Annotated in this window: 20 protein-coding genes; 5 read left to right on the forward strand and 15 right to left on the reverse strand. The window is 70.8% G+C overall.

Annotated features, from left to right (window positions below; translation table 11 throughout):
* The first annotated feature begins 16 nt into the window (after window positions 1–16).
* The 3 genes from ACX114_RS32285 (at window position 17) to ACX114_RS32295 (ending at window position 4,778) form a co-directional block, all read left to right on the forward strand.
* Window positions 17–1,492 carry a pentapeptide repeat-containing protein gene (locus ACX114_RS32285; RefSeq protein WP_459290972.1) on the forward strand — a complete coding sequence of 492 codons (1,476 nt, stop codon included), beginning with the start codon at window positions 17–19 and terminating at the stop codon, window positions 1,490–1,492.
* A gap of 210 nt (window positions 1,493–1,702) precedes the next feature.
* The gene (locus ACX114_RS32290) at window positions 1,703–3,154 is read left to right on the forward strand and encodes a DUF3943 domain-containing protein (RefSeq protein WP_459290974.1); all 1,452 of its coding nucleotides are present in this window, start codon (window positions 1,703–1,705) and stop codon (window positions 3,152–3,154) included.
* 103 nt (window positions 3,155–3,257) lie between these two features.
* Entirely contained in the window at window positions 3,258–4,778 is a 1,521-nt protein-coding gene (locus ACX114_RS32295) for a DUF3943 domain-containing protein (RefSeq protein WP_459290975.1), read from the forward strand.
* Window positions 4,779–4,781: 3 nt separating this feature from the next.
* On the opposite strand, the gene ACX114_RS32300 is transcribed toward ACX114_RS32295, so the two are convergent.
* The 4 genes from ACX114_RS32300 to ACX114_RS32315 form a co-directional block, all read right to left on the reverse strand.
* Complete coding sequence (locus ACX114_RS32300; protein WP_459290977.1) at window positions 4,782–5,399, reverse strand: MOSC domain-containing protein; 618 nt, start codon at window positions 5,397–5,399, stop codon at window positions 4,782–4,784.
* Window positions 5,400–5,435: 36 nt separating this feature from the next.
* Window positions 5,436–6,410 (reverse strand): MBL fold metallo-hydrolase, encoded by a 975-nt coding sequence (locus ACX114_RS32305; RefSeq protein WP_459290979.1) that lies wholly within the window; start codon window positions 6,408–6,410, stop codon window positions 5,436–5,438.
* Between the two features lie 76 nt (window positions 6,411–6,486).
* On the reverse strand, window positions 6,487–7,410 hold the full coding sequence (locus tag ACX114_RS32310) for a DMT family transporter (RefSeq protein ID WP_459290981.1): 924 nt from the start codon (window positions 7,408–7,410) through the stop codon (window positions 6,487–6,489).
* Window positions 7,411–7,497: 87 nt separating this feature from the next.
* Window positions 7,498–8,475: a GNAT family N-acetyltransferase gene (locus ACX114_RS32315; RefSeq protein WP_459290983.1), complete on the reverse strand. Its 978-nt coding sequence runs from the start codon at window positions 8,473–8,475 to the stop codon at window positions 7,498–7,500.
* 115 nt (window positions 8,476–8,590) lie between these two features.
* On the opposite strand from ACX114_RS32315, the gene ACX114_RS32320 reads away from it, so the two are divergent.
* Window positions 8,591–9,148 (forward strand): cytochrome c oxidase assembly factor Coa1 family protein, encoded by a 558-nt coding sequence (locus tag ACX114_RS32320; protein WP_459290985.1) that lies wholly within the window; start codon window positions 8,591–8,593, stop codon window positions 9,146–9,148.
* A gap of 93 nt (window positions 9,149–9,241) precedes the next feature.
* Here ACX114_RS32320 and ACX114_RS32325 read toward each other — a convergent pair whose 3' ends face one another.
* The 4 genes from ACX114_RS32325 to fsa form a co-directional block, all read right to left on the reverse strand.
* A complete protein-coding gene (locus ACX114_RS32325; RefSeq protein WP_459290987.1) occupies window positions 9,242–10,207 on the reverse strand; it encodes an electron transfer flavoprotein subunit alpha/FixB family protein in 966 nt (321 codons plus the stop codon).
* A 42-nt stretch (window positions 10,208–10,249) separates the two neighbouring features.
* Window positions 10,250–11,047 (reverse strand): electron transfer flavoprotein subunit beta/FixA family protein, encoded by a 798-nt coding sequence (locus tag ACX114_RS32330; protein ID WP_014399255.1) that lies wholly within the window; start codon window positions 11,045–11,047, stop codon window positions 10,250–10,252.
* A 131-nt stretch (window positions 11,048–11,178) separates the two neighbouring features.
* Window positions 11,179–12,315, reverse strand: coding sequence for an acyl-CoA dehydrogenase family protein (locus tag ACX114_RS32335; RefSeq protein ID WP_459290989.1), 1,137 nt, complete (start codon window positions 12,313–12,315; stop codon window positions 11,179–11,181).
* A gap of 140 nt (window positions 12,316–12,455) precedes the next feature.
* The gene (fsa, locus tag ACX114_RS32340; RefSeq protein ID WP_014399257.1) at window positions 12,456–13,121 is read right to left on the reverse strand and encodes a fructose-6-phosphate aldolase; all 666 of its coding nucleotides are present in this window, start codon (window positions 13,119–13,121) and stop codon (window positions 12,456–12,458) included.
* A gap of 117 nt (window positions 13,122–13,238) precedes the next feature.
* Between fsa and ACX114_RS32345 the strand changes: the two genes are divergently transcribed.
* Window positions 13,239–14,306 carry a KpsF/GutQ family sugar-phosphate isomerase gene (locus tag ACX114_RS32345; RefSeq protein WP_459290992.1) on the forward strand — a complete coding sequence of 356 codons (1,068 nt, stop codon included), beginning with the start codon at window positions 13,239–13,241 and terminating at the stop codon, window positions 14,304–14,306.
* Here ACX114_RS32345 and ACX114_RS32350 read toward each other — a convergent pair whose 3' ends face one another.
* The 7 genes from ACX114_RS32350 to ACX114_RS32380 are packed head-to-tail and all read right to left on the reverse strand — an operon-like array spanning window position 14,307 to window position 20,167.
* Window positions 14,307–15,680 carry a tetratricopeptide repeat protein gene (locus ACX114_RS32350; RefSeq protein WP_459290994.1) on the reverse strand — a complete coding sequence of 458 codons (1,374 nt, stop codon included), beginning with the start codon at window positions 15,678–15,680 and terminating at the stop codon, window positions 14,307–14,309. It abuts the gene before it with no gap.
* Window positions 15,677–16,216 carry a 2-amino-4-hydroxy-6-hydroxymethyldihydropteridine diphosphokinase gene (gene folK / locus ACX114_RS32355; RefSeq protein WP_459290996.1) on the reverse strand — a complete coding sequence of 180 codons (540 nt, stop codon included), beginning with the start codon at window positions 16,214–16,216 and terminating at the stop codon, window positions 15,677–15,679. Before folK ends, ACX114_RS32350 begins: the two co-directional genes overlap by 4 nt.
* Entirely contained in the window at window positions 16,213–16,980 is a 768-nt protein-coding gene (locus ACX114_RS32360) for a fumarylacetoacetate hydrolase family protein (protein ID WP_459290998.1), read from the reverse strand. The genes folK and ACX114_RS32360 overlap by 4 nt, the downstream gene beginning before the upstream one ends.
* Entirely contained in the window at window positions 16,977–17,795 is an 819-nt protein-coding gene (dapB, locus tag ACX114_RS32365; RefSeq protein ID WP_459291000.1) for a 4-hydroxy-tetrahydrodipicolinate reductase, read from the reverse strand. Before dapB ends, ACX114_RS32360 begins: the two co-directional genes overlap by 4 nt.
* A 14-nt stretch (window positions 17,796–17,809) precedes the next feature.
* Complete coding sequence (gene dapA / locus ACX114_RS32370; RefSeq protein ID WP_459291002.1) at window positions 17,810–18,697, reverse strand: 4-hydroxy-tetrahydrodipicolinate synthase; 888 nt, start codon at window positions 18,695–18,697, stop codon at window positions 17,810–17,812.
* A 16-nt stretch (window positions 18,698–18,713) separates the two neighbouring features.
* Window positions 18,714–19,955, reverse strand: coding sequence for a diaminopimelate decarboxylase (gene lysA / locus ACX114_RS32375; protein ID WP_459291004.1), 1,242 nt, complete (start codon window positions 19,953–19,955; stop codon window positions 18,714–18,716).
* On the reverse strand, window positions 19,952–20,167 hold the full coding sequence (locus ACX114_RS32380; RefSeq protein WP_459291006.1) for a hypothetical protein: 216 nt from the start codon (window positions 20,165–20,167) through the stop codon (window positions 19,952–19,954). The genes lysA and ACX114_RS32380 overlap by 4 nt, the downstream gene beginning before the upstream one ends.
* Window positions 20,168–20,169: the final 2 nt, after the last annotated feature.

Raw genomic sequence — 20,169 nt, forward strand, 5'->3', positions numbered from 1 at the left:
GAATAATTCGGGGTCCATGCCGAAAGCCCCAACTATCGAGAAGCTGCTGCAGAACGGTTCCGCCGAATGGAACAAGCTGCGCAAGTCCGGCCAGGCGCCCACCGGCCAGACGGGCGCCACGTTCACGCAGCTGTTCTCCGCCAACGCCGACCTCTCCGGACTGGAGCTGGTGGGCTCCGAGTGGGAGCGCTGCGACCTGTCGAAGATGAACTTCCGGGACGCGGACCTCACCAACGCCTACTTCCACGGGGGCCGCCTCCAGGACTGCGACTTCCGCGGCGCCAACCTGGAAGGCTGTGTCTTCGAGAAGCTCAAGCTCCTGCGCTGTGACTTCACGGGCGCCAAGGGTCTGGACGACCTGGAGATGGACGACGTGGACATGGACCGCGTGACGGACCTGGACGGCGAGGAGGCCCCGCCCCCGCCGCCGCCGCCGGTGCAGGGCATCACGGCGTTCACCCGTGAGCAGCGCGAGAAGATGCTCGGCCAGACGCACGCGGGCGGCGCCATGGACGGCGCGGCGTCCCCGCACCCGGACGAGCTGCCCCCGTTCCGGCCGCAGGATCCGCCGGGCTCGCTCTTCTTCCGCGCCCTCAAGCGCGTGGGCGCGCCGCCGCTCTGGGTGCTGGACGTGCCGGGCCTGCGTCCGCTGCTGCCGCAGCGGCTGCCGCCGGGCAGCTCCCTGGAGACGCTCTACCGCGAGGCGGTGAAGACGCGGCTGGAGAACAAGAAGCCCGCGGCGGACCCCGGCGCGGTGGAGCGCGCGCAGAAGGCGCTGCGCATGGGCGGCAAGGAGGCCAACGTCGCGGCGGTGTACCTGCGCGAGGTGGGCGTGCTGCCCCTGTTCCGCTTCGCCGCGGCGAAGCAGCTCAAGGCGGAGCTGCGCACCGAGGTGGAGGTGGACGACCTCACGGGCTCCGTGGATCCGCGCACGACGGGGGCGCTCCTGGAGCTGCGCCTGACGCACGAGGTGGTGGAGCACCTGCACGAGGTGCGTCGCCGGCTGGCGGCCGCGCAGCTGTACACGTCGCTGCTGGAGGCGGGCTTCAACCCGGAGAACAACTGGGACGAGGCGCTGGAGTCGGCGGACGCGTCGCTGGAGCTGGCGAACGCGGCCACGGGCGAGGACCGGCAGTCACTGCTGGAGGGCTTCCAGGTGTTCGCGGCCCTGCCGGAGGAGGCGCGGCTGCGCCGCCTGGCGTACCTGGCGGAGTCCGTGTCCAACCTGGAGCTGCTCAGCCGGCTGCCGGAGGGCATGGAGCCGCAGTGGCTGTCCGGCCCGGAGGTGCGCGAGTGCCACGAGCGCGAGATGACCTACGTGCAGTCGCTCAAGGCCCAGGACATCCCGGCCAAGGTGCCGGCGCTGGCCAAGGCGGAGCTGGGCGTGCCCGAGGGCGAGGTGCCCGAGGAGAGCGACGACGACCTGTTCGTGCACGTGCGGTGCGACGTGTGCGGCAAGGAGAAGCTCATCGTCCAGTCGCCGGAGGCGTAGTGCCCCGCCTCCCGCGACGCGGGAGCTGAAGCAGTGGAGGCCCGGCCGGAGCGCCCCTGTGCGCATCCCGCCGGGCCTTTTCATGTCGTGCGCCGCCTGTGTGCAGGAAGCCCTTCCCTCATCCCCAGGGGAGGCGTTCATCCCGCGCGCGGCGCCCTACCTTCAGGGCACGCGGCGTGGCATCGCGAGCGAGGGTGCGGCGGGCGGGATATGGGGCGAGGCTGGCGCGGACGGGGGCTCGGCCAGGACAGAAGCCCGTGGCCTCTGGGAGGCGCGCTGTTCGCCTGCGGACTGCTGCTGGGCGGGCCTGCCTTCGCCCAGGAGGAGCGCCGCGAGGACGCCCCGCCGCTTCCCGCTGACGCCCCGCTGAAGGAGGAGACCGTCCACGAGGACCCGTCCCGGAAGCGGTTCCACCCGTGGCTCGCGGTGGGGGAGATCACCGCCATCAACCTGTTCGTCTGGACGTGGGACCGGGTCCTCGCGAACAGGGAGTGGGCGCGGGTGGGGCCGGACACGTGGAAGGAGAACCTGAGCACGGGCTTCGTCTGGGACGCGGACGGCTTCCTCACCAACCAGTTCGCGCACCCGTACCACGGCAGCCTCTACTACACGGCCGCGCGCGACAACGGCGTGCCCTACCTGGCCGCCCTGCCCTTCACGCTGTTTGGCAGCGCGCAGTGGGAGCTGTTCGCGGAGAACAAGCCGGCGTCCGCCAATGACTTCATCAACACGTCCGTGGGCGGCATGGCCATGGGCGAAGCGCTCTACCGGCTGTCCTCGCTGGTGCTGGACACGGAGTCCCGGGGCGGCGAGCGCTTCGTGCGCGAGCTCACCGGCGCCGCCATGAGCCCCGTGCGTGGCGTCAACCGCGTGCTGCGCGGCGACGTGACACGCCAGGAGCCCACGCCCGCGGAGTGGCGGCCGCGCGAGCTGTCCATCTGGGGGGCCGTGGGCTACCTCAAGCTGGGCGACGGCCGGCCCCTCATCTGGGGCGAGAACCAGTTCTTCCTCCAGCTCAACATGCGCTACGGCAACATGTACCAGGGCGACTTCCACCACGCCTTCGACGCCTTCGACGCGCGGGTCCAGTTCACCACGGCGGAGAGCAGCCTCATCAGCCACTCGAAGCTCCAGGGGTTGATCGCCAGGGCGTCACTCTGGAACACGCAGAAGGACGAGCTGCGCCTGGGCTTCCTCCAGCAGATCAGCCACGTGGACACGGAGGCGTACGAGCTGGGCGGACAGTCCCTGCAACTGGGCCTGCTGCACGAGCGCCATTTCAACGCGCGCTCGAAGCTGAGGACCGCGCTGCTCGTGGACGGCAGCCTGCTCACCGGCATCTCCTCCGAGCACAGCGGCAAGGCGAGCCGCAACTACGACTACGGCCCCGGCGTGGGCTTGAACCTCCAGCTCGCGTACATGCGCGACGCCTGGGAGATCCTCACGCTGGAGGCGAGCACCTCCCACTTCGTGGTGCTGGACGGATCCGACGGCTCACACCAGGTGTTCACCGGTCAGCTCCAGGCGGACGTCCCGGTGTTCGAACACGTGGGGCTGGGTTCGGAGCTGAACTGGTTCCGCCGCCACAGCCGCTTTCCCACCTACCCGGACGTGCGGAAGGACGCGTACCAGTTGCGCTTCTTCGTCTCCGTGCACTTCTAGCCGTCGCCCCCGAGGATGAGAGCCGGGGGCGCTTTCCAACACCTGACTGCTTACCTTCCGGATGCGCGGCATGGAGCCGTGAGCGGAGGCGTGGGCGGACCGGATGGGGCACGGTGGGTGGGGGCCATGGCTGCCGCGAGGCCTGGCGCTGGCGTGCGCCCTGCGCGCTGGCGTCGCGTTCGCGGACGGTTCGCCACAGGACATGGTGCGCTCCGTTCCGTCCAACGTCATGGCCCTCTGCGCGGCGCGGCTTTCGCCCGGCCAGAAGACCCGGTGGGAGCCCTGTCCTCCCGTGGCCGAGGAGTACGCCGCATTGCCGGCGGATGCGCCCGTGAGGGAGGACGAGATCCGGGACAACCCCGGGCCCCACCCGTGGATCGCGTTGGGGGAGGTGACCGCCATCAACGTGGTGGTCTGGACGTATGACCGCTACATCGCGAAGAAGGACTGGGCGTACATCTCACCGTCGGTCTGGAAGGAGAACTTCCGCACGGGCTTCGTCTGGGACCAGGACGGCTTCTCCACCAACCAGTTCGCGCACCCGTATCACGGCAGCCTCTACTACACGGCCGCGCGCGACAACGGCCTGCCGTTCGCGGCCGCGGCGCCGCTCACCTTCCTGGGCAGCCTGCAGTGGGAGCTGTTCGCGGAGAACGAGCCGCCGTCCGCCAATGATCTCATCAACACGACCGTGGGCGGCGTGGCCATGGGCGAAGCCCTCTACCGGCTGTCCTCGCTGGTGCTGGACACGGAGACCCGGGGCCGCCAGCGCTTCATCCGTGAGCTGACCGCCGGTGTCATCAGCCCCATGCGCGGCATCAACCGCGTGGTGCGAGGCGACGTTTCCCACCACGGCCCCTCGCCGACGGAGTGGTGGCCGGACGACATCGCGGGCTGGGCCTCGCTGGGCTACCTCAAGCTGGGGGACGGCAGATCCCTGGCCTGGGGCGAGGATCAGTTCTTCATCCAGGGCGCCCTGCGCTACGGCGACATGTACCGGGGCGCGCACCACCGCCCCTTCGACTCGTTCGACGCGCGCGTCCAGTTCACCACGCGAGAGAACAGCCTCATCAGCAACGCACGGCTGCAGGGCCTGCTCGCGAAGTCCACGCTCTGGAGCGCCGAGCGCGACGAGCTGCGCCTGGGCCTGCTCCAGCAGCTCGACTATACGGACACGCTCGCCTACGAGGTGGGCGGCCAGTCCCTGGACCTGGGCCTGCTGCACGAGCACCGCTTCGTCAACCGCTCCCGGCTGAGGACCGCGCTGCTCGTGGATGGCAGCCTCATCACCGGCGTCACCTCCGAGCACACCGACAGCGAGGGCAACGAGGGCCGCGACTACGACTATGGCCCCGGCCTGGGCTTCCAGTTCCAGATGGCGTACCTGCGCGAGGACTGGGAGGTCCTCACGCTGGAGGCGGGCGCCGAGCACGTGGTGGTGGTGGACGGCTCGGGCGGCGCGCACCGGGTGCACCAGGCCCAGTTACAGGTGGACCTCCCCGTGTACAAGCACCTGGGGATGGGCGGGCAGTTGAACTTCTTCCGGCGCCACAGCCGCTTCGACGCCTTCCCGGACGTGACGAAGGACACGTGGCAGCTGCGCATCTTCGTCTCACTGCACTGAGGCTCAGCCCACCGCTTCCGTCTTGGAAGGCGCGGAGGGCAGCGAGTACGTCACCTGCGGCGGCAGCATCACGCGCACCTCGTCGCCCGCGCGGATGAGGCCTGGGCGCTCCACCCAGCCCACCAGCCCGCGCTTCTGCCACGCGGCCTTCACGAAGCGGCCCGCCAGCCCCTTCATGTCCGGGTGGTGCGCCTCAATGACGCGGCCCGGCCCCACGCAGGGCTGGTTCTCCCCTTCCATCACCAGCGTGGCGTCCTCCGGGAAGAACAGCCGCGTCCCCGGCGGCAGGTGCGTCAGCCGGGGCACGCCCACGAGCTCCAGGTTCGCGCCCAGCCACGACGCCAGCACGTGCGGCACGCCCAGCGTGCGCGCCACCTCCACCATTTCCTCGCGCGACACGATGGAGAGCTGCCGGGTGTTGCGGATGAGCGTGCCCTTGGGGAACCACGGCACCCGCACGTCCGCCTTGCGCGTGAGGCCCGCGTGCCGGTCTCCCACGATGCCCGCGAAGTCCACCGTCACCTCCGGGACCTCCCGGGTGACGAAGCGCTTGGGTTCAGCGTCCGTGCACAGCAGCACGTTGGCCAGGTGTCCGGTCAGCGAGGGAGCAGGAGTGGGCATATCGGGCGCCCGTTCCAACACGCCAGCGCGGCGAAATCAAAACAGGGTCATCTGCTGCGGCTTGCCCAGCGGGCGAGCGTCCGTGCCCGCGTCGCGCAGCGCCTGGGCCAGCTCCTCCGCGAAGCCGTGGCAGGTGATGACGTCCCGCGCGCCGGTGTCCTTCACGTAGCGCATGAGGGACGGGAAGTCCGCGTGGTCCGACAGTGGGAAGGCCACGTCCGCGCCGTAGCGCCGCGCGCCGCCGGGGTCCATGGCCCAGCCGGTGAGCACCGCCGTCGCCCGGGGCCAGTGCGGCGCCAGGGCCCCACCGCGCGCCAGGTGCGGCGGGAAGAAGAGGACCTCGCCCGGCTCCACGCGGCCGTCGTAGCGGCGCAGGTTCTCGATGGGGACGCCCAGCTCCGCGTACAGCTCCGCGACCTCGAAGATGGACGGATGCGCCACCAGGTGGAAGCCGCGCAGGGCCAGCTGCTTCATCGCCTCCTGGCTCTTGCCCAGGGGGTAGCCCAGCAGCACCGGCGTCGCGCCCCGGTTCAGCTGCGCGCGCAGCCACGTCTCCACCTGCCCCAGCACCTCCGGGCGCGGCGGGAAGCGGTAGCGCGGGTGCCCGAAGGTGGACTCGATGACCAGCGTGTCGCAGGTCGCGACCTCCGTGGCCTCCGCGGTGAGCGACGGCGCGGTGTTCAGGTCGCCCGTGTAGACGATGCGCTTGCCATCCGCGCGGGTGACGCGCAGCTGCGCGCTGCCCAGGATGTGGCCCGCGGGCAGGAGCTCCAAGAGCAGCGAGCCCAGCTCGAACGGACGGCGGAACGGCACGGACAGCGGCGCCGCCACCGGCCCCAGCCGGTGGGCCATGAAGCGCAGCGTGGCGGCCGTGGCGATGGTGCTCTCGTGGCGGGCGATGTGGTCCGAGTGCCCATGGCTCACGAAGGACAGCGGCGACTTGCGCTTCGCGTCCAGCGACAGGGGCGTGCCCGTCAGGTGCAGGCCGTTGCGTCTCAGCTCCACGCTCATGGGATGGGCGCTGTCTATAGCGCGGCCCGCTTGCTCGCGCTCACGTCCGGAGCGCCCCACCCCAGGTGTTGGATGCTCAGGCGGCGGGCGTGCGGCCCCGTGCCCGCCATCCGTCCCACACCGCCGTGCCCAGCTCCGACGCGAAGACGCCCACGACGATGAGCGCGCCGCCCAGCCACTCCCTCGGGCCCAGCACCTCGCGGCCCACCGCCACGGAGTAGGCCGAGGCGAACACCGGCTCCAGCGCGAAGATGAGCGCCGCGCGCACCGCGCTGGTGCGCGCCTGTCCCCAGGTCTGCACCAGGATGGCCACCGCGCTCGCGAGCACGCCACACGCGAGCACCGCCACCACCAGCGGCTGGCTCCACACCAGCTTGCGCTCCACGAAGGGCAGACACAGCGCGGACAGCACCGCCACGCCGATGAGCTGCACCGCCACCAGCCCCACGGCGTTGTCCTTCGACGCGAAGCGCTCCGTGAGCAGGATGTGCCCCGCGTACGCCAACGCGCACCCGATGGACAGCCAGTCCCCCAGGCGGAAGCCGCCCACGCCTTCGGCCATCGCGTCGTTCGGAGTGGGCCGAGTCAGCCAGTACAGCCCCACCGCCGCCAGCACCACGCCCACGGCGGTCCCCCACCGGGGCAGGCGCCTGAGCAGCACCATGGACAGCAGCGGGACGAAGAGGACGTTCAAGCCGGTGAGGAACGCCGCGCGCGACGGCGTGGTGTCCGTCAGGCCCACGGTCTGGAGCGCGAAGCACAGGAACAGCACGCCCGCCAGCAGCAGCCCCTTGGGAATGATGCCGGGCGCGAACATCCGCCCCCGCGCGATGACGGCCAGCACCGCCGCGCCCACGATGAAGCGAAGGGTGAGGAACGTGAACGGATCCGCGAACGCGAGCGCGTCCTTCACCACCACGAACGTCAGTCCCCAGAAGACGGTGAGCAGTACCAGCGCCCCGTCCGCCTTCCACTGCGCACCCTCACGCCCTTCGGACACCGGATCCACCCTTCCCTGCCCACGGCCTGAAGCAGGACGCCCTGCCGTTTGGCCCAGCCACCGGAAGAGCGCAACCCCCATCCGGCGTCAGGAGGGAAGCCGGCGCACCAGCACGACCAGTCGCTTGCTCCCCCCGGCCGCGTCCCACTGCTGGTTCGTGGCGGCGGTCAGCGCGTCCGGCGCGGGGCGGAACCCCAGACCGGAGAAGGTCCGCAGGGAGGCGGTGTTGTCCTCGTCGATGTCCGCGTGGAGCCGGTCCGCGCCCTGCCGGTGGATCTCCTCCACCAGGCACCGCACCAGCGCGGTGGCCACGCCCATGCGCCGCACCTTGGGGGACACCACCAGCGAGCGTACCCAGAAGCCCTCCAGGGACAGCCCCTCCTGGTGGTAGTCGTCCGCCCAGGCGAAGCCGAGCAGGTGCCCCTGCGCGTCGAACGCGCCCGCCGCCGCGCCCACGCGCCGGTCCGCGGGCAGGCCCCAGCGGTCACGCAGCTGCCGGCGCAGGAACGTGCCGGACACCACCAGCCGCTCCGTGGCGAAGGCGAGCAGCGCGTCCAGGTCATCCGGGCGCACCAGCCGGATTTCCAGCGGGCCCACGAACTGGCGGCGCAGCGGCTTCGTCCACCCGGAGAACAGGTCGCGCAGGTGGCGGAACACCGCGCGGGACGTGGGCTTCGTCCACACGCCGGACAGGGTGCGCTGCAACAGGAACAGCGCCGGCCGCGTGGGCCGGGGCAGCCGCATCACCCACCGCCCGCGCTTGAGCGCGATGATGCGCCCCACCAGCTCGCCGCCCGCCACGTCCGTGCCGCCCAACAGCGACTCCGTCACCCAGGGCTCCGTGGACAGCACCACCTGCGCGGCCAGCCGGGGGCCGTGCCGCACCAGCGCCACGTCCCCGCGCGCCAGCCGCTCCGGTCCGCAGCGCAACAGCCGCACCGCGTCCCCGCTGCGCAAGAGGGGGTAGAGACACCGCCCCATGCCGCGCACCCACAGCCGGTGGCCGAAGGGCAGCGCCGCAAGCAGGTCCGCGAGCTCGGCCGTCGAGACGCCACCAGAGGGCATGACACACACTCTGTCATGAAGGCGCCCCCGAAACCCGTCCCCGGTGCAGGCCCCACCCCGGCTTCGTCCGGAACCGGCTATGACACGGCCCCAGGTCCAGGCCAGGAGGGCCCGCATGCCGCCGACAATGCCCGAGGGTGACTACGCACCCGTGCCCCGCCAGGGGTGGTGGAGCCGCAACTGGAAGTGGGCGGTGCCCGTGGGCTGTCTGGGGATGCTGGGCTCGTGCTTCTGCTTCGCGGCCATCGCCGTGGGCTGGGGCTACTCGTCGTTCAAGGACATGGGCGCGTACACGGACGCCATCGAGGAGGCCCAGGAGGATCCGCACGTGCAGCAGGCCCTGGGCGGCAGCTTCAAGCCGGGCTTCCCCAGCAACACCCAGGTGAGCACCCGCAACGGCCGCACCCACGCGGAGTTCACCGTCCCGCTGGACGGCCCCAAGGCGGACGGCAACCTCCACGCCGTGGCGGACAAGGACGGCGAGTCGTGGACCTTCCGCACCCTCTACGTCCAGGTGCAGGACGGACAGCGCATCGACCTGCTCGACACGGGCGAGGCGCCGGAGCTGGAGGAACCGGAGGATCTGCCCCACGAGCTGGAGCCGGAGGACGCCGAGCCCCCGGAGCCGCCCGCCAGGAAGAAGCCCGGCAGCGACACCGACATCGAGCTGTAGGGCTCCCCGGAAATGACGAAGGGCGCGCCCCCGGATTTCCCGGCGACGCGCCCCTCGGATGTCACGGTCCGCCGTGAGGACGGCGGGCGCGGACTACTTCAGCTTCTGGATGCCCTCGCGCAGCGCGGGCAGGACCTTGAAGAGGTCATCCACGAGGCCGTAGTCGGCCACCTGGAAGATGGGCGCCTCCGGGTCCTTGTTGATGGCGACGATGGTCTTCGAGGACTTCATGCCGGCCAGGTGCTGGATGGCGCCGCTGATGCCCGCGGCGATGTACAGCTTGGGCGCGACGACCTTGCCCGTCTGACCGACCTGCAGGTCGTTGGGAACCCAACCCGCGTCGCACACCGCGCGGGACGCGCCCACCGCGGCGCCCAGCAGGTCCGCCAGCGCTTCGACTTCCTTGAAGTCGCCCTTGGTGCCGCGGCCACCGGAGACCACCACGCTGGCCTCGGTGAGCTCCGGACGGGCGCTCTTCACCTCGTTGAACGACACGAACTTCGTCTTGGAGGCCTCCAGCTTCGGCTGGAAGGACTTCACCTCCGCGGACGCGCCGGCGCCAGCGGCCGGGCTGAACTCCGTGGCGCGGATGCTGATGACCTGCACCGGCGTGGAGAGCTTCACCTCGGCGAACACGTTGCCGGCCCACATGGGACGGGTGAACGTGATGTCCGCGCCACCGCCGTTGATGGCGGTGATGTCGGTGGCCATGGCGGCCTTCAGCCGGGCGGCGACGCGCGGCAGCAGGTCCTTGCCCTGCGCCGTGGAGGCCGCGCCCACGAAGGTGGCCTTCAGCTCCTGCGCCAGGCCCGCGACGACGGGGGCGTAGGTCTCCGCCAGGTAGTGCTCGAACTCAGGAGCGGCGGCGGTGTGGATGACCTTGGCGCCGGAGCCCTTGAGCTCCTCCGCCAGCTTGGACGGGTCCTTGGAAAGAAGGACGAGGTGCAGCTCGGCGCCGGCCTTGTCGGCCAGCTGCTTGCCCGCGGCGATGGCGTTCAGGGAGGCCTTGCGCAGGTTCCCGTCCGGCTGCTGCTCGGCGACGATGAGGACGATGGACATGGTGTCTGTCTCCGGAATCGTTGGAAGGGTTGGCAGCGCGGGTCAGACGACCTTCGCCTCGTTGTGCAGCTTCTCCACCAGGGTGGCCACGTCCGGGACCTTGATGCCCGCCTTGCGCGCCGGAGGCGACGCCAGCTTGAGCACCTGGATCTTCGGGGCCACGTCCACGCCCAGGCCCGCCGGGGTCAGCTCCTCGATGGGCTTGCTCTTCGCCTTCATGATGCCCGGGAGGCTGGCGTAGCGCGGCTGGTTCAGGCGCAGGTCCGTGGTGACGATGGCGGGCAGCTGGACCTCCAGGGTCGCCAGGCCGTTGTCCACTTCACGCACCACCTGGACGCTCTTCTTGTCCGCGGACAGCACCACCGCCGGGACCTTGTTCTTCTCCTGGTCGCTCTCCAGCGACTCCACCTTGGAGGCGAACGTGGCCTGGCCCCAGCCCAGGAACTCGGCCAGGTACTGGCCCACCTGGTTCTGGTCGTCGTCGATGGACTGCTTGCCCAAGAGGACGATGTCCGGCTTCTCCTTCTCCGCGACCTTCTGGAGCAGCCCCGCGATGCCCAGCTGATCCAGCGGGCCCGTGTGGTTCACCCAGATGGCGCGGTTGGCGCCCATGGCCAGCGCGTGGCGCAGCTGCTCCTGCACCTCCTTGCCGCCGATGGAGACCACCACCACCTCGCCGGTGTGCTTCGCCGCGAGGCGCAGGCCCTCTTCCACGCCGATTTCATCGAAGGGGTTGATCTTGTACTTCAACCCCTCCTTCACGATGTCCGAGCCGTCCGGCTTCACCTTGATCTTCGACTCGGGATCTTCCACGCGCTTGGCGGTGACGAGAATCTTCACGGCGGGCTTCTCCTCAGTAGGGAGTGTTTGGAAATCGGGCGCTTGACGCGTCGCGCATCAGGGCCGGAGTAATAGACATCCGTACACGGCGGCGGCAACGGGAAAGCCCCGCCGGGCACAGTTTTGCTTTTCTACCTGAACAGTTCCTTCGCGATGACCAGGCGCTGCACCTGGCTCGTGCCCTCGTAGACCTGGATGAGCTTGGCGTCGCGCATCAGCTTCTCCACGGGGTATTCCTTCATGTAGCCGTAGCCGCCGAAGACCTGCACCGCGTCCGTGGCGACCTTCATGGCCATGTCCGCGGCGAAGCACTTCGCATAGCTGGACTGGAGGGTGTTGCGCTGTCCTTCGTCCAGCACCTGCGCGCTCTCGTAGGTGAGCAGGCGCGCGGCGTGGGTGTTCATGGCCATCTCCGCCAGCATGAACTGGACGGCCTGGTGCTCGCGGATGGGCTTGCCCATCGTCTGGCGCTGCGCGGAGTACTCCAGCGAGTGCTCCAGCGCCGCGCGGGCGATGCCGATGGAGATGCTCGCCGTCAGCGGGCGGCTGTTGTCCAGCGTGGCCATGGCGATCTTGAAGCCCTCGCCCTCTTCACCAATGCGGTTGGCCACCGGGACGCGCACCTCGTCGAACGTGACGGTGGTGGTGTTGCTGGCGCGCTGGCCCATCTTGTTCTCGTGCTTGCCGGTGGTCAGGCCCTGCGGACGGCCCTCCACGACGAAGCAGGTGATGCCCTTGTGCTTCTTGCCCTTGTCCAGCGTGGCGAACACGGTGAACTGATCCGCGTAGCCGGCGTTGGTGATGAAGCACTTGCTGCCGTTGAGGACGTACTCGTCACCCTCGCGGCGCGCGGTGGTGCCCATGGCCGCCACGTCCGAACCCGCAGCGGGCTCCGTGAGACAGAAGCAGCTGAGCTTGAGCTTCTCCCCAAAGGGGGCCAGCAGGCGCTTCTTCTGGTCGTCCGTGCCGGCCAGGATGATGGGCAGGTTGGCCAGGTCGTTGGCGATGAGGGACGTGGCCACGCCGGCGCAGCCCCACGCCAGCTCCTCGCACACGATGACCTGCTCCAGGTGCGTCAGGCCCACGCCGTTGTACTCGGACGGGATGGCCATGTTCAGCAGGCCCAGCTCGAAGGCGGCGGAGATGAGGTCCTTGGGGAAGTCGGAGGTCTCGTCGTAGTGGGGGGCCTTGGGGCGCACCACGTCACGGGCGTACTTGCGCGCGGCTTCCTGCAAGGCGCGCTGGTTTTCGCTGAGCTGGAAATCCATGGGCGGGGCTCCGGGAGGGTTGATTCAAATATCAATCCGCTTCCCCTGCCATACCGCTCCCGCCGTCCTGGCGCCAGCCCCCGCGAGGGTCCCCCCGTCGTTCCAGGGACACCGGAACGGCGGGGGAGACGGCCGGGCGGTTACTTCCCGGCGGGCTTGCCCTGCTTGGGGACCTTCTCCCAGTCCGCGAGGAACTTCTGGATGCCCGCGTCGGTGAGGGGGTGGTTCGCCAGCTGGGTGATGACGTTGTAGGGCAGCGTGGCCACATCCGCGCCCAGGCGCGCGGCCTGGAGGACGTGGACGGGGTTGCGCACGCTGGCCACCAGCACCTGCGTGGTGAAGTCGTAGTTCTGGTAGATCTCCAGGATGTGGGCGATGAGCTCCATGCCGTCCTGGGAGATGTCATCCAGCCGGCCCACGAAGGGCGACACGTACGTGGCGCCGGCCTTGGCGCACAGCAGGGCCTGGTTGGCGGAGAAGCAGAGGGTGACGTTGGTGCGGATGCCGTCGGCGGTGAGCGCCTTGACGGCCTTCATGCCCTCCACGCCCATGGGGATCTTCACCACGACGTTGTCGTGGATCTTCGCCAAGCCCTGGCCTTCCTTGATGAGCTCCGGGGCCGTCAGCGAGACGCACTCGGCGCTGATGGGACCGTCCACGATGGAGCAGATCTCCCGGATGGTCTCCTCCAGGTTGCGGCCGACCTTGGCCAGCAGTGACGGGTTGGTGGTGACGCCGTCCACGCAGCCCATCTCATGGGCCTTGCGGATTTCGCCAACGTCCGCGCTGTCGATGAAGAACTTCATGCCGTCCCCTTGGGTTTTCCGGCCACGGGCGGCCGGGCGGGCAGGCCGTAGCCCAGGCCCCCCCATGCGTCAAGGATGGCCGCCCACGCGACGGCGGAGTAGACGTAGCGCCCAGCCATGGCCCGCGCTCCCCGCTCCACCGCCAAGAAGCAGCCCAAACTGCGTGCCCTCCCCGGCCGCGCGCCGTCCCCTGCCCCCGCCCGTCGCGATGAGGACGACGAGGCCGCGCTCACCTACGCGCGCGGCGTGCTGGAGGCGGAGGCCCGAGCGATTCTCGGCGTCACGGACCGGCTGGGGGACGCGTTCCTGCGCGCGCTGAAGCTCGTGCGCGACTGCCCGGGCCAGGTGGTGGTGACGGGCATGGGGAAGGCGGGCCACATCGGCCAGAAGCTGTCCTCCACGCTGGCGTCCACCGGCATCCGCTCCGTGTTCCTCCACCCCGCGGAGGCCGTGCACGGCGACCTGGGCCGCGTGGGCCCGGGCGACGTCATCCTCGCGCTGTCCAACAGCGGCAGCACGGAGGAGCTGTTGCGCCTCTTGCCCCTCTTCAAGCGCATGGGCACGCCGGTGGTGGCGCTCACCGGCGACGCGGACAGCCCGCTCGCGAAGGGCGCGGAGGTGGTGCTGGACATCGGCCGCATCGAGGAGGCCTGCCCCATGGGCCTGGTCCCCACCGCGTCCACCGCCGCGCTGCACGCCGTGGGCGACGCGCTGGCGATGACGCTGTTGCGAAGCCGCCCCTTCGGGCGGGACGACTACGCGCTCTTGCACCCGGGCGGGAAGCTGGGGCGCTCCGTGCTGCGCGTCTTCGAGCTGATGCGCACGGGCCCCGCGAACCCGCTGGTGCTGGACACCGCGCGGCTGTCCCTGGCGGTGGTGGTGATGACCAACACGCCGGGCCGGCCGGGCGCCGCGTGCGTGGTGGACCGCGACGGGAAGCTGGAGGGCATCTTCACGGACGGCGACCTGCGCCGGCTGGTGGAGAAGGGCCACACCGACTTCGAGGTGCCGGTACGAGAGGTGATGGGCAAGCGCCCGCGCTGCATCACCCCGGACACGCTGGTGCTCACCGCCGCCGCGCAGATGCGCGAGCTGAGGGTGGACCAGCTGCCCGTGGTGGACGTCGAGGGCCGCGCGGTGGGCCTGCTCGACGTCCAGGACCTGCTGGCGGCGAAGTTCGTCTAGCTACTGCGACAGCTTCGCCTGGAGCGCGGCCTTGTTCGGGTAGTTGGGCACGTCCTGGGCCAGCTTCTCCCAGAGCGCCTTGGCGCCCTTCGCGTCGCCCTTGGCGAGCAGCGTGTCGCCCAGCTTCTCCACCGCGCCCGCGTCGGACTCCAGCGCCACGCTCCAGACGCGCGCGCCCATGGGACGTCCCAGGCCCACCAGCGCCCAGGCCATGCCCGCCTTGGCGCGGCCGTTCTCCGGCTGGAAGGGCACCACGCGGGTGTAGTTGGCCAGGGCCTCCTGGTAGCGGCCACGCGCCAGGTGCTCCTCGCCCTCCTCCACCAGCTTCGTGAGGCCCGCCTCCAGCTCCGGCGTGCGCTCCGTGTTCTTCACCGCGTCCACCATCTCCGGCGTCAGCGGGCGCGGCGCGTCCGACGGCATCGCGGCGGCCTGCGCGGTGGACTGGGACAGGCGCACCTTGCGGTCCGCGGCGCGCGACGCGAGCCACTTCTTGCGGCCGCCCGCCTTCGAAATCTCCGCGATGCGCCCGCTCAGCTCGCGGGCCATGGGCGCGCGCTGGGACTCCGGGTTCGCCGTCACCAGCGCGTCGAAGCCCTGGCGCGCGGCACCCAGCGCCTGGAGGTCCTCGCCCTGCGTCTCGAAGAGCAGCGCGGAGTGGGCGTAGAGCGCCTCCTCGTGGCGGGGCGCGATCTCCAGCACGCGCGCGTACGCCTTCAGCGCGTTGGCGCTGTCACCGCCCAGGTACAGCGCGTTGCCGCGCAGCACGTCCACCTCCAGCGCGGGCACCAGCGCGGCCAGCGCGCACGAGGCGGCGCCCGCGGCGTCACCGGACTTCGCGCGGACCTGCGCCACGGCCTCCATGGAGTCCAGTGCCTGGCCCGGCGTGAAGCCGCAGTTGGCGGCCTCCGGGGTAGGGATGGCGGCCTTGCCCAGCTTCTTCCTGGACGCGAGGAACAGCGAGCGCACGCCGTCCGCCTTGGCCTGCGCCTGGCCCAGGTACGCCAGCGCCTCCGCGTTGCGGCCGTTCGTGTAGTAGAGCTTGCCCAGCGACGAGGCGATCTCGAAGGTCTTCTCCCGCTCGCGCAGGCCCTCGGACGAGTCGAGCTGCTTCATCAGCTCCTCGGCGGAGGGCGGCAGCTTGTTCGTGTCCACCGTGGGGTGGCCCGACGGCAGCGGCGTGCCCGGCGCCACGGGGGAGCCCGCGGGCATCGTGGGGTGGCCGGGGGGCAGCGCGCCGTTGGCGGCATTGGAGCCAGCGCCCATGCCCGTAGGCGACGCCTGGGTGCCGGGCGGAATCGTGGGGTGGCCGGGAGGCAGGGAGGTGGGCTCGGCCGCGAGCAGCGCGGTCGTGGCCAGGACGAGGGACAGGCTCATAGTTCGTGGACGGGGAAACGGGCGCCCATGTCGGGCCAGTAGAGGGCCTCGCGCTTGCGGACGTCCTGGGGGGCGAGCTTCGCGAGCAGCTCCTGCACCGTCATGCCGAGCACCGGGTGGCGGGCGTCGGGGGCCAGCTCCGCCAGGGGCTCCAGCGCGAAGCGGCGCTTGTGCAGTTCGAGGTGGGGCACCTGGAGGTTCGCGTCCGCGACGACGCAGTGGTCCTCCTCGTCCCACAGGAGGATGTCCAGGTCGATGGTGCGCGGGCCCCAGCGCTGCATCCGGCGGCGGCCCAGGTCCTGTTCAATCCGCTGGAGGATGCACAGCAGACGCTGCGGCGTCAGGTCGCACTCCAGCGCCACCACGGCGTTGAGGAAGCGCGGCTGCGCGGGCCCCACGGGGGCCGTGTCATAGAGGGAGGAACAGCCCAGCACCGACACCGCGTCGATGCACGACATCGCGGCGAGGGCGGCCACGAGGTGGGACTCGCGGTCGCCCTCGTTGGAACCCAGTCCTACATAGACGGTAGCGCTCAAGGCTCCATCTCAACCGGGTTCACCAGGGTTCCGATTCCCTCCAGCTCCACCTCCACCGTGTCCCCGGCCTTCAGCGCGCCCACGCCGGACGGGGTGCCCGTGCTCACCAGGTCGCCAGGCAGCAGCGTCATGATGTGGGAGATGAAGGAGACCAGGCGGGCGGGGCTGAACACCATGTCGGACGTGCGGCCATCCTGGCGCACCTGTCCGTTCACCCGGCACACCACCCGCAGGTCCGCGGGGGACAGGCCCGTCACGGCCCAGGGGCCCGCGCAGGCGAAGGTGTCGTAGCCCTTGGCGCGGGTGTGCTGGATTTCCTTCCGCTGGATGTCGCGCGCGGTGACGTCGTTGAAGCAGGTGAGGCCCCAGATGGCGCGCGCGGCGGTGGCCTCGTCGGCGTTCTTCAGGCGCTCACTGATGACGAGCGCCAGCTCCGCTTCGTAGTGCACCTCCTGGCTCGCCTTGGGGATGCGGATGGGCGAGCCCGGGCCATTGAGCGCGGTGGAGGGCTTGGTGAAGATGAGCGGCTCCGTGGGGACGGGCTTGCCCATCTCCTCCGCGTGCTTGCGGTAGTTCTGGCCGATGCAGACGACCTTGGACGCGTCCGAAGGCGTGAGCAGCGTGAGCCCCTGGAGCGAGCGGCGCAGGCCGGTCTCCTTGCCGCCGGCCCACGGCGCGGCGGTGAGCACCACCACCTCGTTGCCGTCGACGCGGCCATGGCTGGCGCGGCCCTCGACCTGGAAGCGGCAGTAACGGGCGGTCATGTCTTCCCCTGGAGGCCGAGCACGTCGGCCATGTCATAGAGTCCCGGCGCGCGGCCCGCCACCCAGCGCGCGGCCCTCAGCGCCCCGGTCGCGAACTGATCACGGTTCGTCGCGCGGTGGGTGAGCTCGATGCGCTCGCCCTCGCCGAAAAAGTAGACCGTGTGCTCGCCCACGACGTCTCCGCCGCGCAGCGCCTGCACGCCAATCTCACCCGGCGGGCGGGCGCCCGTCTGCCCCTCGCGAGCGAAGGTGAGGTCGTCCTTCGAGCGGCCCAGCGCGTCCACCAGCACCTCCGCCAGCTTGAGCGCGGTGCCGCTGGGCGCGTCCTTCTTCATGCGGTGGTGCGCCTCCAGCACCTCCACGTCGAACGAAGGGCCCAGCACGCGCGCCAGCTCCGCGGCCATGCGGATGACCAGGTTCACGCCCACGGACATGTTGGGCGCCGCGACGATGGGGATGCGCTTCGCATGCGCCTCCAACTGCGCGCGCCCCTCCGGCGTGAAGCCCGTGGTGCCCACCACCAGCGCCACGCCGCGCTCGGCGCAGACCTTCGCGTGGTGCAGCGTGGCCTCCGGGCCGGTGAAGTCCACGACGACGTCCGCCTTCGCCCCATCCAGCGCGCGGCCCAGGTCGTCCTGCGCGAGCACGTCCAGCGGAGAGCCCAGCCGGGCCACGAGCCCCGCGTCCTGCCCTGCCAGGGGGCTGCCCGGGCGCACCGTGGCGCCCACCACCGGAAGGTCGCTGGCGGCCTTCGCCAGGCGCACCAGCGTGCTGCCCATGCGGCCGGAGATGCCGGTGATGACGGTGCGGGTCATGGCGCGTAATCCCTTCAGAACGGCAGCAGGCCCAGCCCGGACAGCTCGGCCTTGAGCTTCGCGGCGTTCGCCTCGCCCATGGGCACGAGCGGAAGCCGGACTTCCGGGCCGAACATGCCCATCAGGTGCAGCGCCCACTTCACCGGGATGGGGTTGGACTCCACGAAGAGCAGCCGGTGCAGCGCGTTCATCCGTACTTGGATGTCGCGCGCCTTCGCGATGTCGTTGCTCCGCGCCGCCGCCACCAGTTCCGCCATGATGCGGGGCGCGACGTTGGAGGACACGGAGATGACGCCCTTGCCGCCGCACGCGATGAAGGGCAGCACCGTGAAGTCGTCGCCGGACAAGAGGGTCATCCGATCGCCGCACTTCTCCACCAGGTCCACCGCGCGGATGAGGTTGCCCGTGGCCTCCTTCAGCGCCACGACCTCCGGGATGTCACACAGCTGGAGCACCGTCTCCGGCAGCAGGTCCACGCCCGTGCGGCCCGGCACGTTGTAGGCGATGAGCGGGAAGCCCGGGTGCGCCTTCGCGATGGCGCGGTAGTGCTCCACCAGGCCCGCCTGCGTGGGCTTGTTGTAGTAGGGCGTGACGATGAGCGCGCCGTTGGCGCCCACCTCGCGCGCGCGGCGCACGGACTCAATCGTCTCGCGCGTGCTGTTGCTGCCCGCGCCCGCCACCACCGGCACGCGGCCCTTCACCTCGTCCACGACGACGGCGATGGCGCGCGCGCGCTCGTCCGCATCCATGGTGACCGCTTCGCCGGTGGTGCCCATGGGCAAGAGCACGTTCGTGCCGCCCAACAACTGGTAGCGCACCAGGGCCCGGAAGGCCCCCTCGTCCAGCACCCCTTCACGGAACGGAGTGGCCAGCGCCGTCATGGAGCCTTCGAAGGTCTTCATGCCGGCGCTTATACGTTCAGGCCCGCTCGCCGCGCCAGAGGTCCTCGACGCGCTCGCGCTCCCGCACGACACGCCAGGCCGCTCCGTCCACCAGCACCTCCGCCGGCCGGGGCCGCGAGTTGTAGGTGGAAGCCATGCTCATCCCGTAAGCCCCGGCGCTCATGAAGGCGTACAGGTCGTCCTGGCGGGGCAGCACCAGGGGGCGCGCTCTCGCGAGCACGTCCGTGGACTCACACACCGGCCCCACGACGTCCACCTCCACGTCCCGGCCGCGGCGCTTCACCACCGGCTTCAGGTCGTGGTGCGCCTCGTAGAGGGCCGGGCGCATCAGGTCGTTCATGCCCGCGTCCACCACCACGAAGGTCCGCGCCTCGGTGGGCTTGCGGTACAGCACGCGCGTGAGCAGCACGCCCGCGTTGCCCACGAGCGCCCGGCCGGGCTCCAACAGCAGCGTGGCCCCGGTGCCCTCCGTCGCGTTGAGCACCGTGCGCGCGTACTCCTGGGGGCTGGGCGGCGTCTCGTCCGAATAGGTGATGCCCAGCCCGCCGCCCACGTCCAGGTACTCCAGCGCGTGGCCCCGGGCCTTGAGCGTGACGTAGAGGTCCGCCACCTTGGTGAGGGCGGCCTTCATGGGAGCGGTGCGCGTGAGCTGCGAGCCGATGTGGCAGTCCAGCCCCAGCGCCTGGAGCCCCTTCATCTTCTTCGCCTTCGCGTAGAGGGCGACCGCCTCCTCGAAGGGCACGCCGAACTTGGACGTCTTCAGGCCGGTGGAGATGTAGCGGTGCGTGCGCGCGTCCACGTCCGGGTTCACGCGCAGGGCGAACGGCGCGCGCTTGCCCAGCCTGCGCCCCACGGCGTCCAGCGCGTCCAATTCCTCCGCGCTCTCCACGTTGAAGAGCAAGAGGCCCTGGGACAGCGCCTGGGCCATCTCGTCCGGCGTCTTGCCCACGCCCGCGAACACCGTCCGGCCCGGCTCGCCGCCGGCCTGCTTCACGCGCGCCAGCTCGCCGCCGGACACGATGTCGAAGCCGCTGCCCTGCTTCGCGAAGAGCCCCAGGATGGCCAGGTTGGAGTTGGCCTTCACCGAGTAGCAGATGAGGTGCTTCTGCCCCTGGAACGCCTCCGTCACCGCCTGGAAGCGCTCCGTGAGCGCGGCGGTGGAGTAGACGTACGTGGGGGTGCCCACCGCGTCCGCGATGGCGGGCAGCGGCACCTTCTCCGCGTGCAGCACGCCCTTCTGGTGGTGGAAGACGCTCACTCGGGCAACCCGGCGTCCGCGGTGGACGGAGGCACCGTGGGGCCCGAGGGCTCCACGGGTCCGTGAGGCGACTGCTGCGCGGGCACCGTCTCCGCCGTGGGCGCGGGCAGCGGCGCCGGACGGGGCGCGCGGGGACTGCCCTTGATGCCGCACGCCACCAGCGCGAGCGTCAGGCTGGTGGCGGCGCACAGCCGCGGGAGCGAGGAGCGCATGG

The sequence above is a fragment of the Corallococcus sp. M7 genome, from assembly GCF_054512695.1.

Bases quoted from the DNA above. Each gene is read 5' to 3' on its own strand.
- ACX114_RS32285 (WP_459290972.1), top strand. From the start codon at position 17: ATGCCGAAAGCCCCAACTATCGAGAAGCTGCTGCAGAACGGTTCCGCC.
- ACX114_RS32290 (WP_459290974.1), top strand. From the start codon at position 1,703: ATGGGGCGAGGCTGGCGCGGACGGGGGCTCGGCCAGGACAGAAGCCCG.
- ACX114_RS32295 (WP_459290975.1), top strand. From the start codon at position 3,258: ATGGGGCACGGTGGGTGGGGGCCATGGCTGCCGCGAGGCCTGGCGCTG.
- ACX114_RS32300 (WP_459290977.1), bottom strand. From the start codon at position 5,399: ATGCCCACTCCTGCTCCCTCGCTGACCGGACACCTGGCCAACGTGCTG.
- ACX114_RS32305 (WP_459290979.1), bottom strand. From the start codon at position 6,410: ATGAGCGTGGAGCTGAGACGCAACGGCCTGCACCTGACGGGCACGCCC.
- ACX114_RS32315 (WP_459290983.1), bottom strand. From the start codon at position 8,475: ATGCCCTCTGGTGGCGTCTCGACGGCCGAGCTCGCGGACCTGCTTGCG.
- ACX114_RS32320 (WP_459290985.1), top strand. From the start codon at position 8,591: ATGCCGCCGACAATGCCCGAGGGTGACTACGCACCCGTGCCCCGCCAG.
- ACX114_RS32325 (WP_459290987.1), bottom strand. From the start codon at position 10,207: ATGTCCATCGTCCTCATCGTCGCCGAGCAGCAGCCGGACGGGAACCTG.
- ACX114_RS32335 (WP_459290989.1), bottom strand. From the start codon at position 12,315: ATGGATTTCCAGCTCAGCGAAAACCAGCGCGCCTTGCAGGAAGCCGCG.
- fsa (WP_014399257.1), bottom strand. From the start codon at position 13,121: ATGAAGTTCTTCATCGACAGCGCGGACGTTGGCGAAATCCGCAAGGCC.
- ACX114_RS32345 (WP_459290992.1), top strand. From the start codon at position 13,239: ATGGCCCGCGCTCCCCGCTCCACCGCCAAGAAGCAGCCCAAACTGCGT.
- ACX114_RS32350 (WP_459290994.1), bottom strand. From the start codon at position 15,680: ATGAGCCTGTCCCTCGTCCTGGCCACGACCGCGCTGCTCGCGGCCGAG.
- ACX114_RS32360 (WP_459290998.1), bottom strand. From the start codon at position 16,980: ATGACCGCCCGTTACTGCCGCTTCCAGGTCGAGGGCCGCGCCAGCCAT.
- dapB (WP_459291000.1), bottom strand. From the start codon at position 17,795: ATGACCCGCACCGTCATCACCGGCATCTCCGGCCGCATGGGCAGCACG.
- dapA (WP_459291002.1), bottom strand. From the start codon at position 18,697: ATGAAGACCTTCGAAGGCTCCATGACGGCGCTGGCCACTCCGTTCCGT.
- ACX114_RS32380 (WP_459291006.1), bottom strand. From the start codon at position 20,167: ATGCGCTCCTCGCTCCCGCGGCTGTGCGCCGCCACCAGCCTGACGCTC.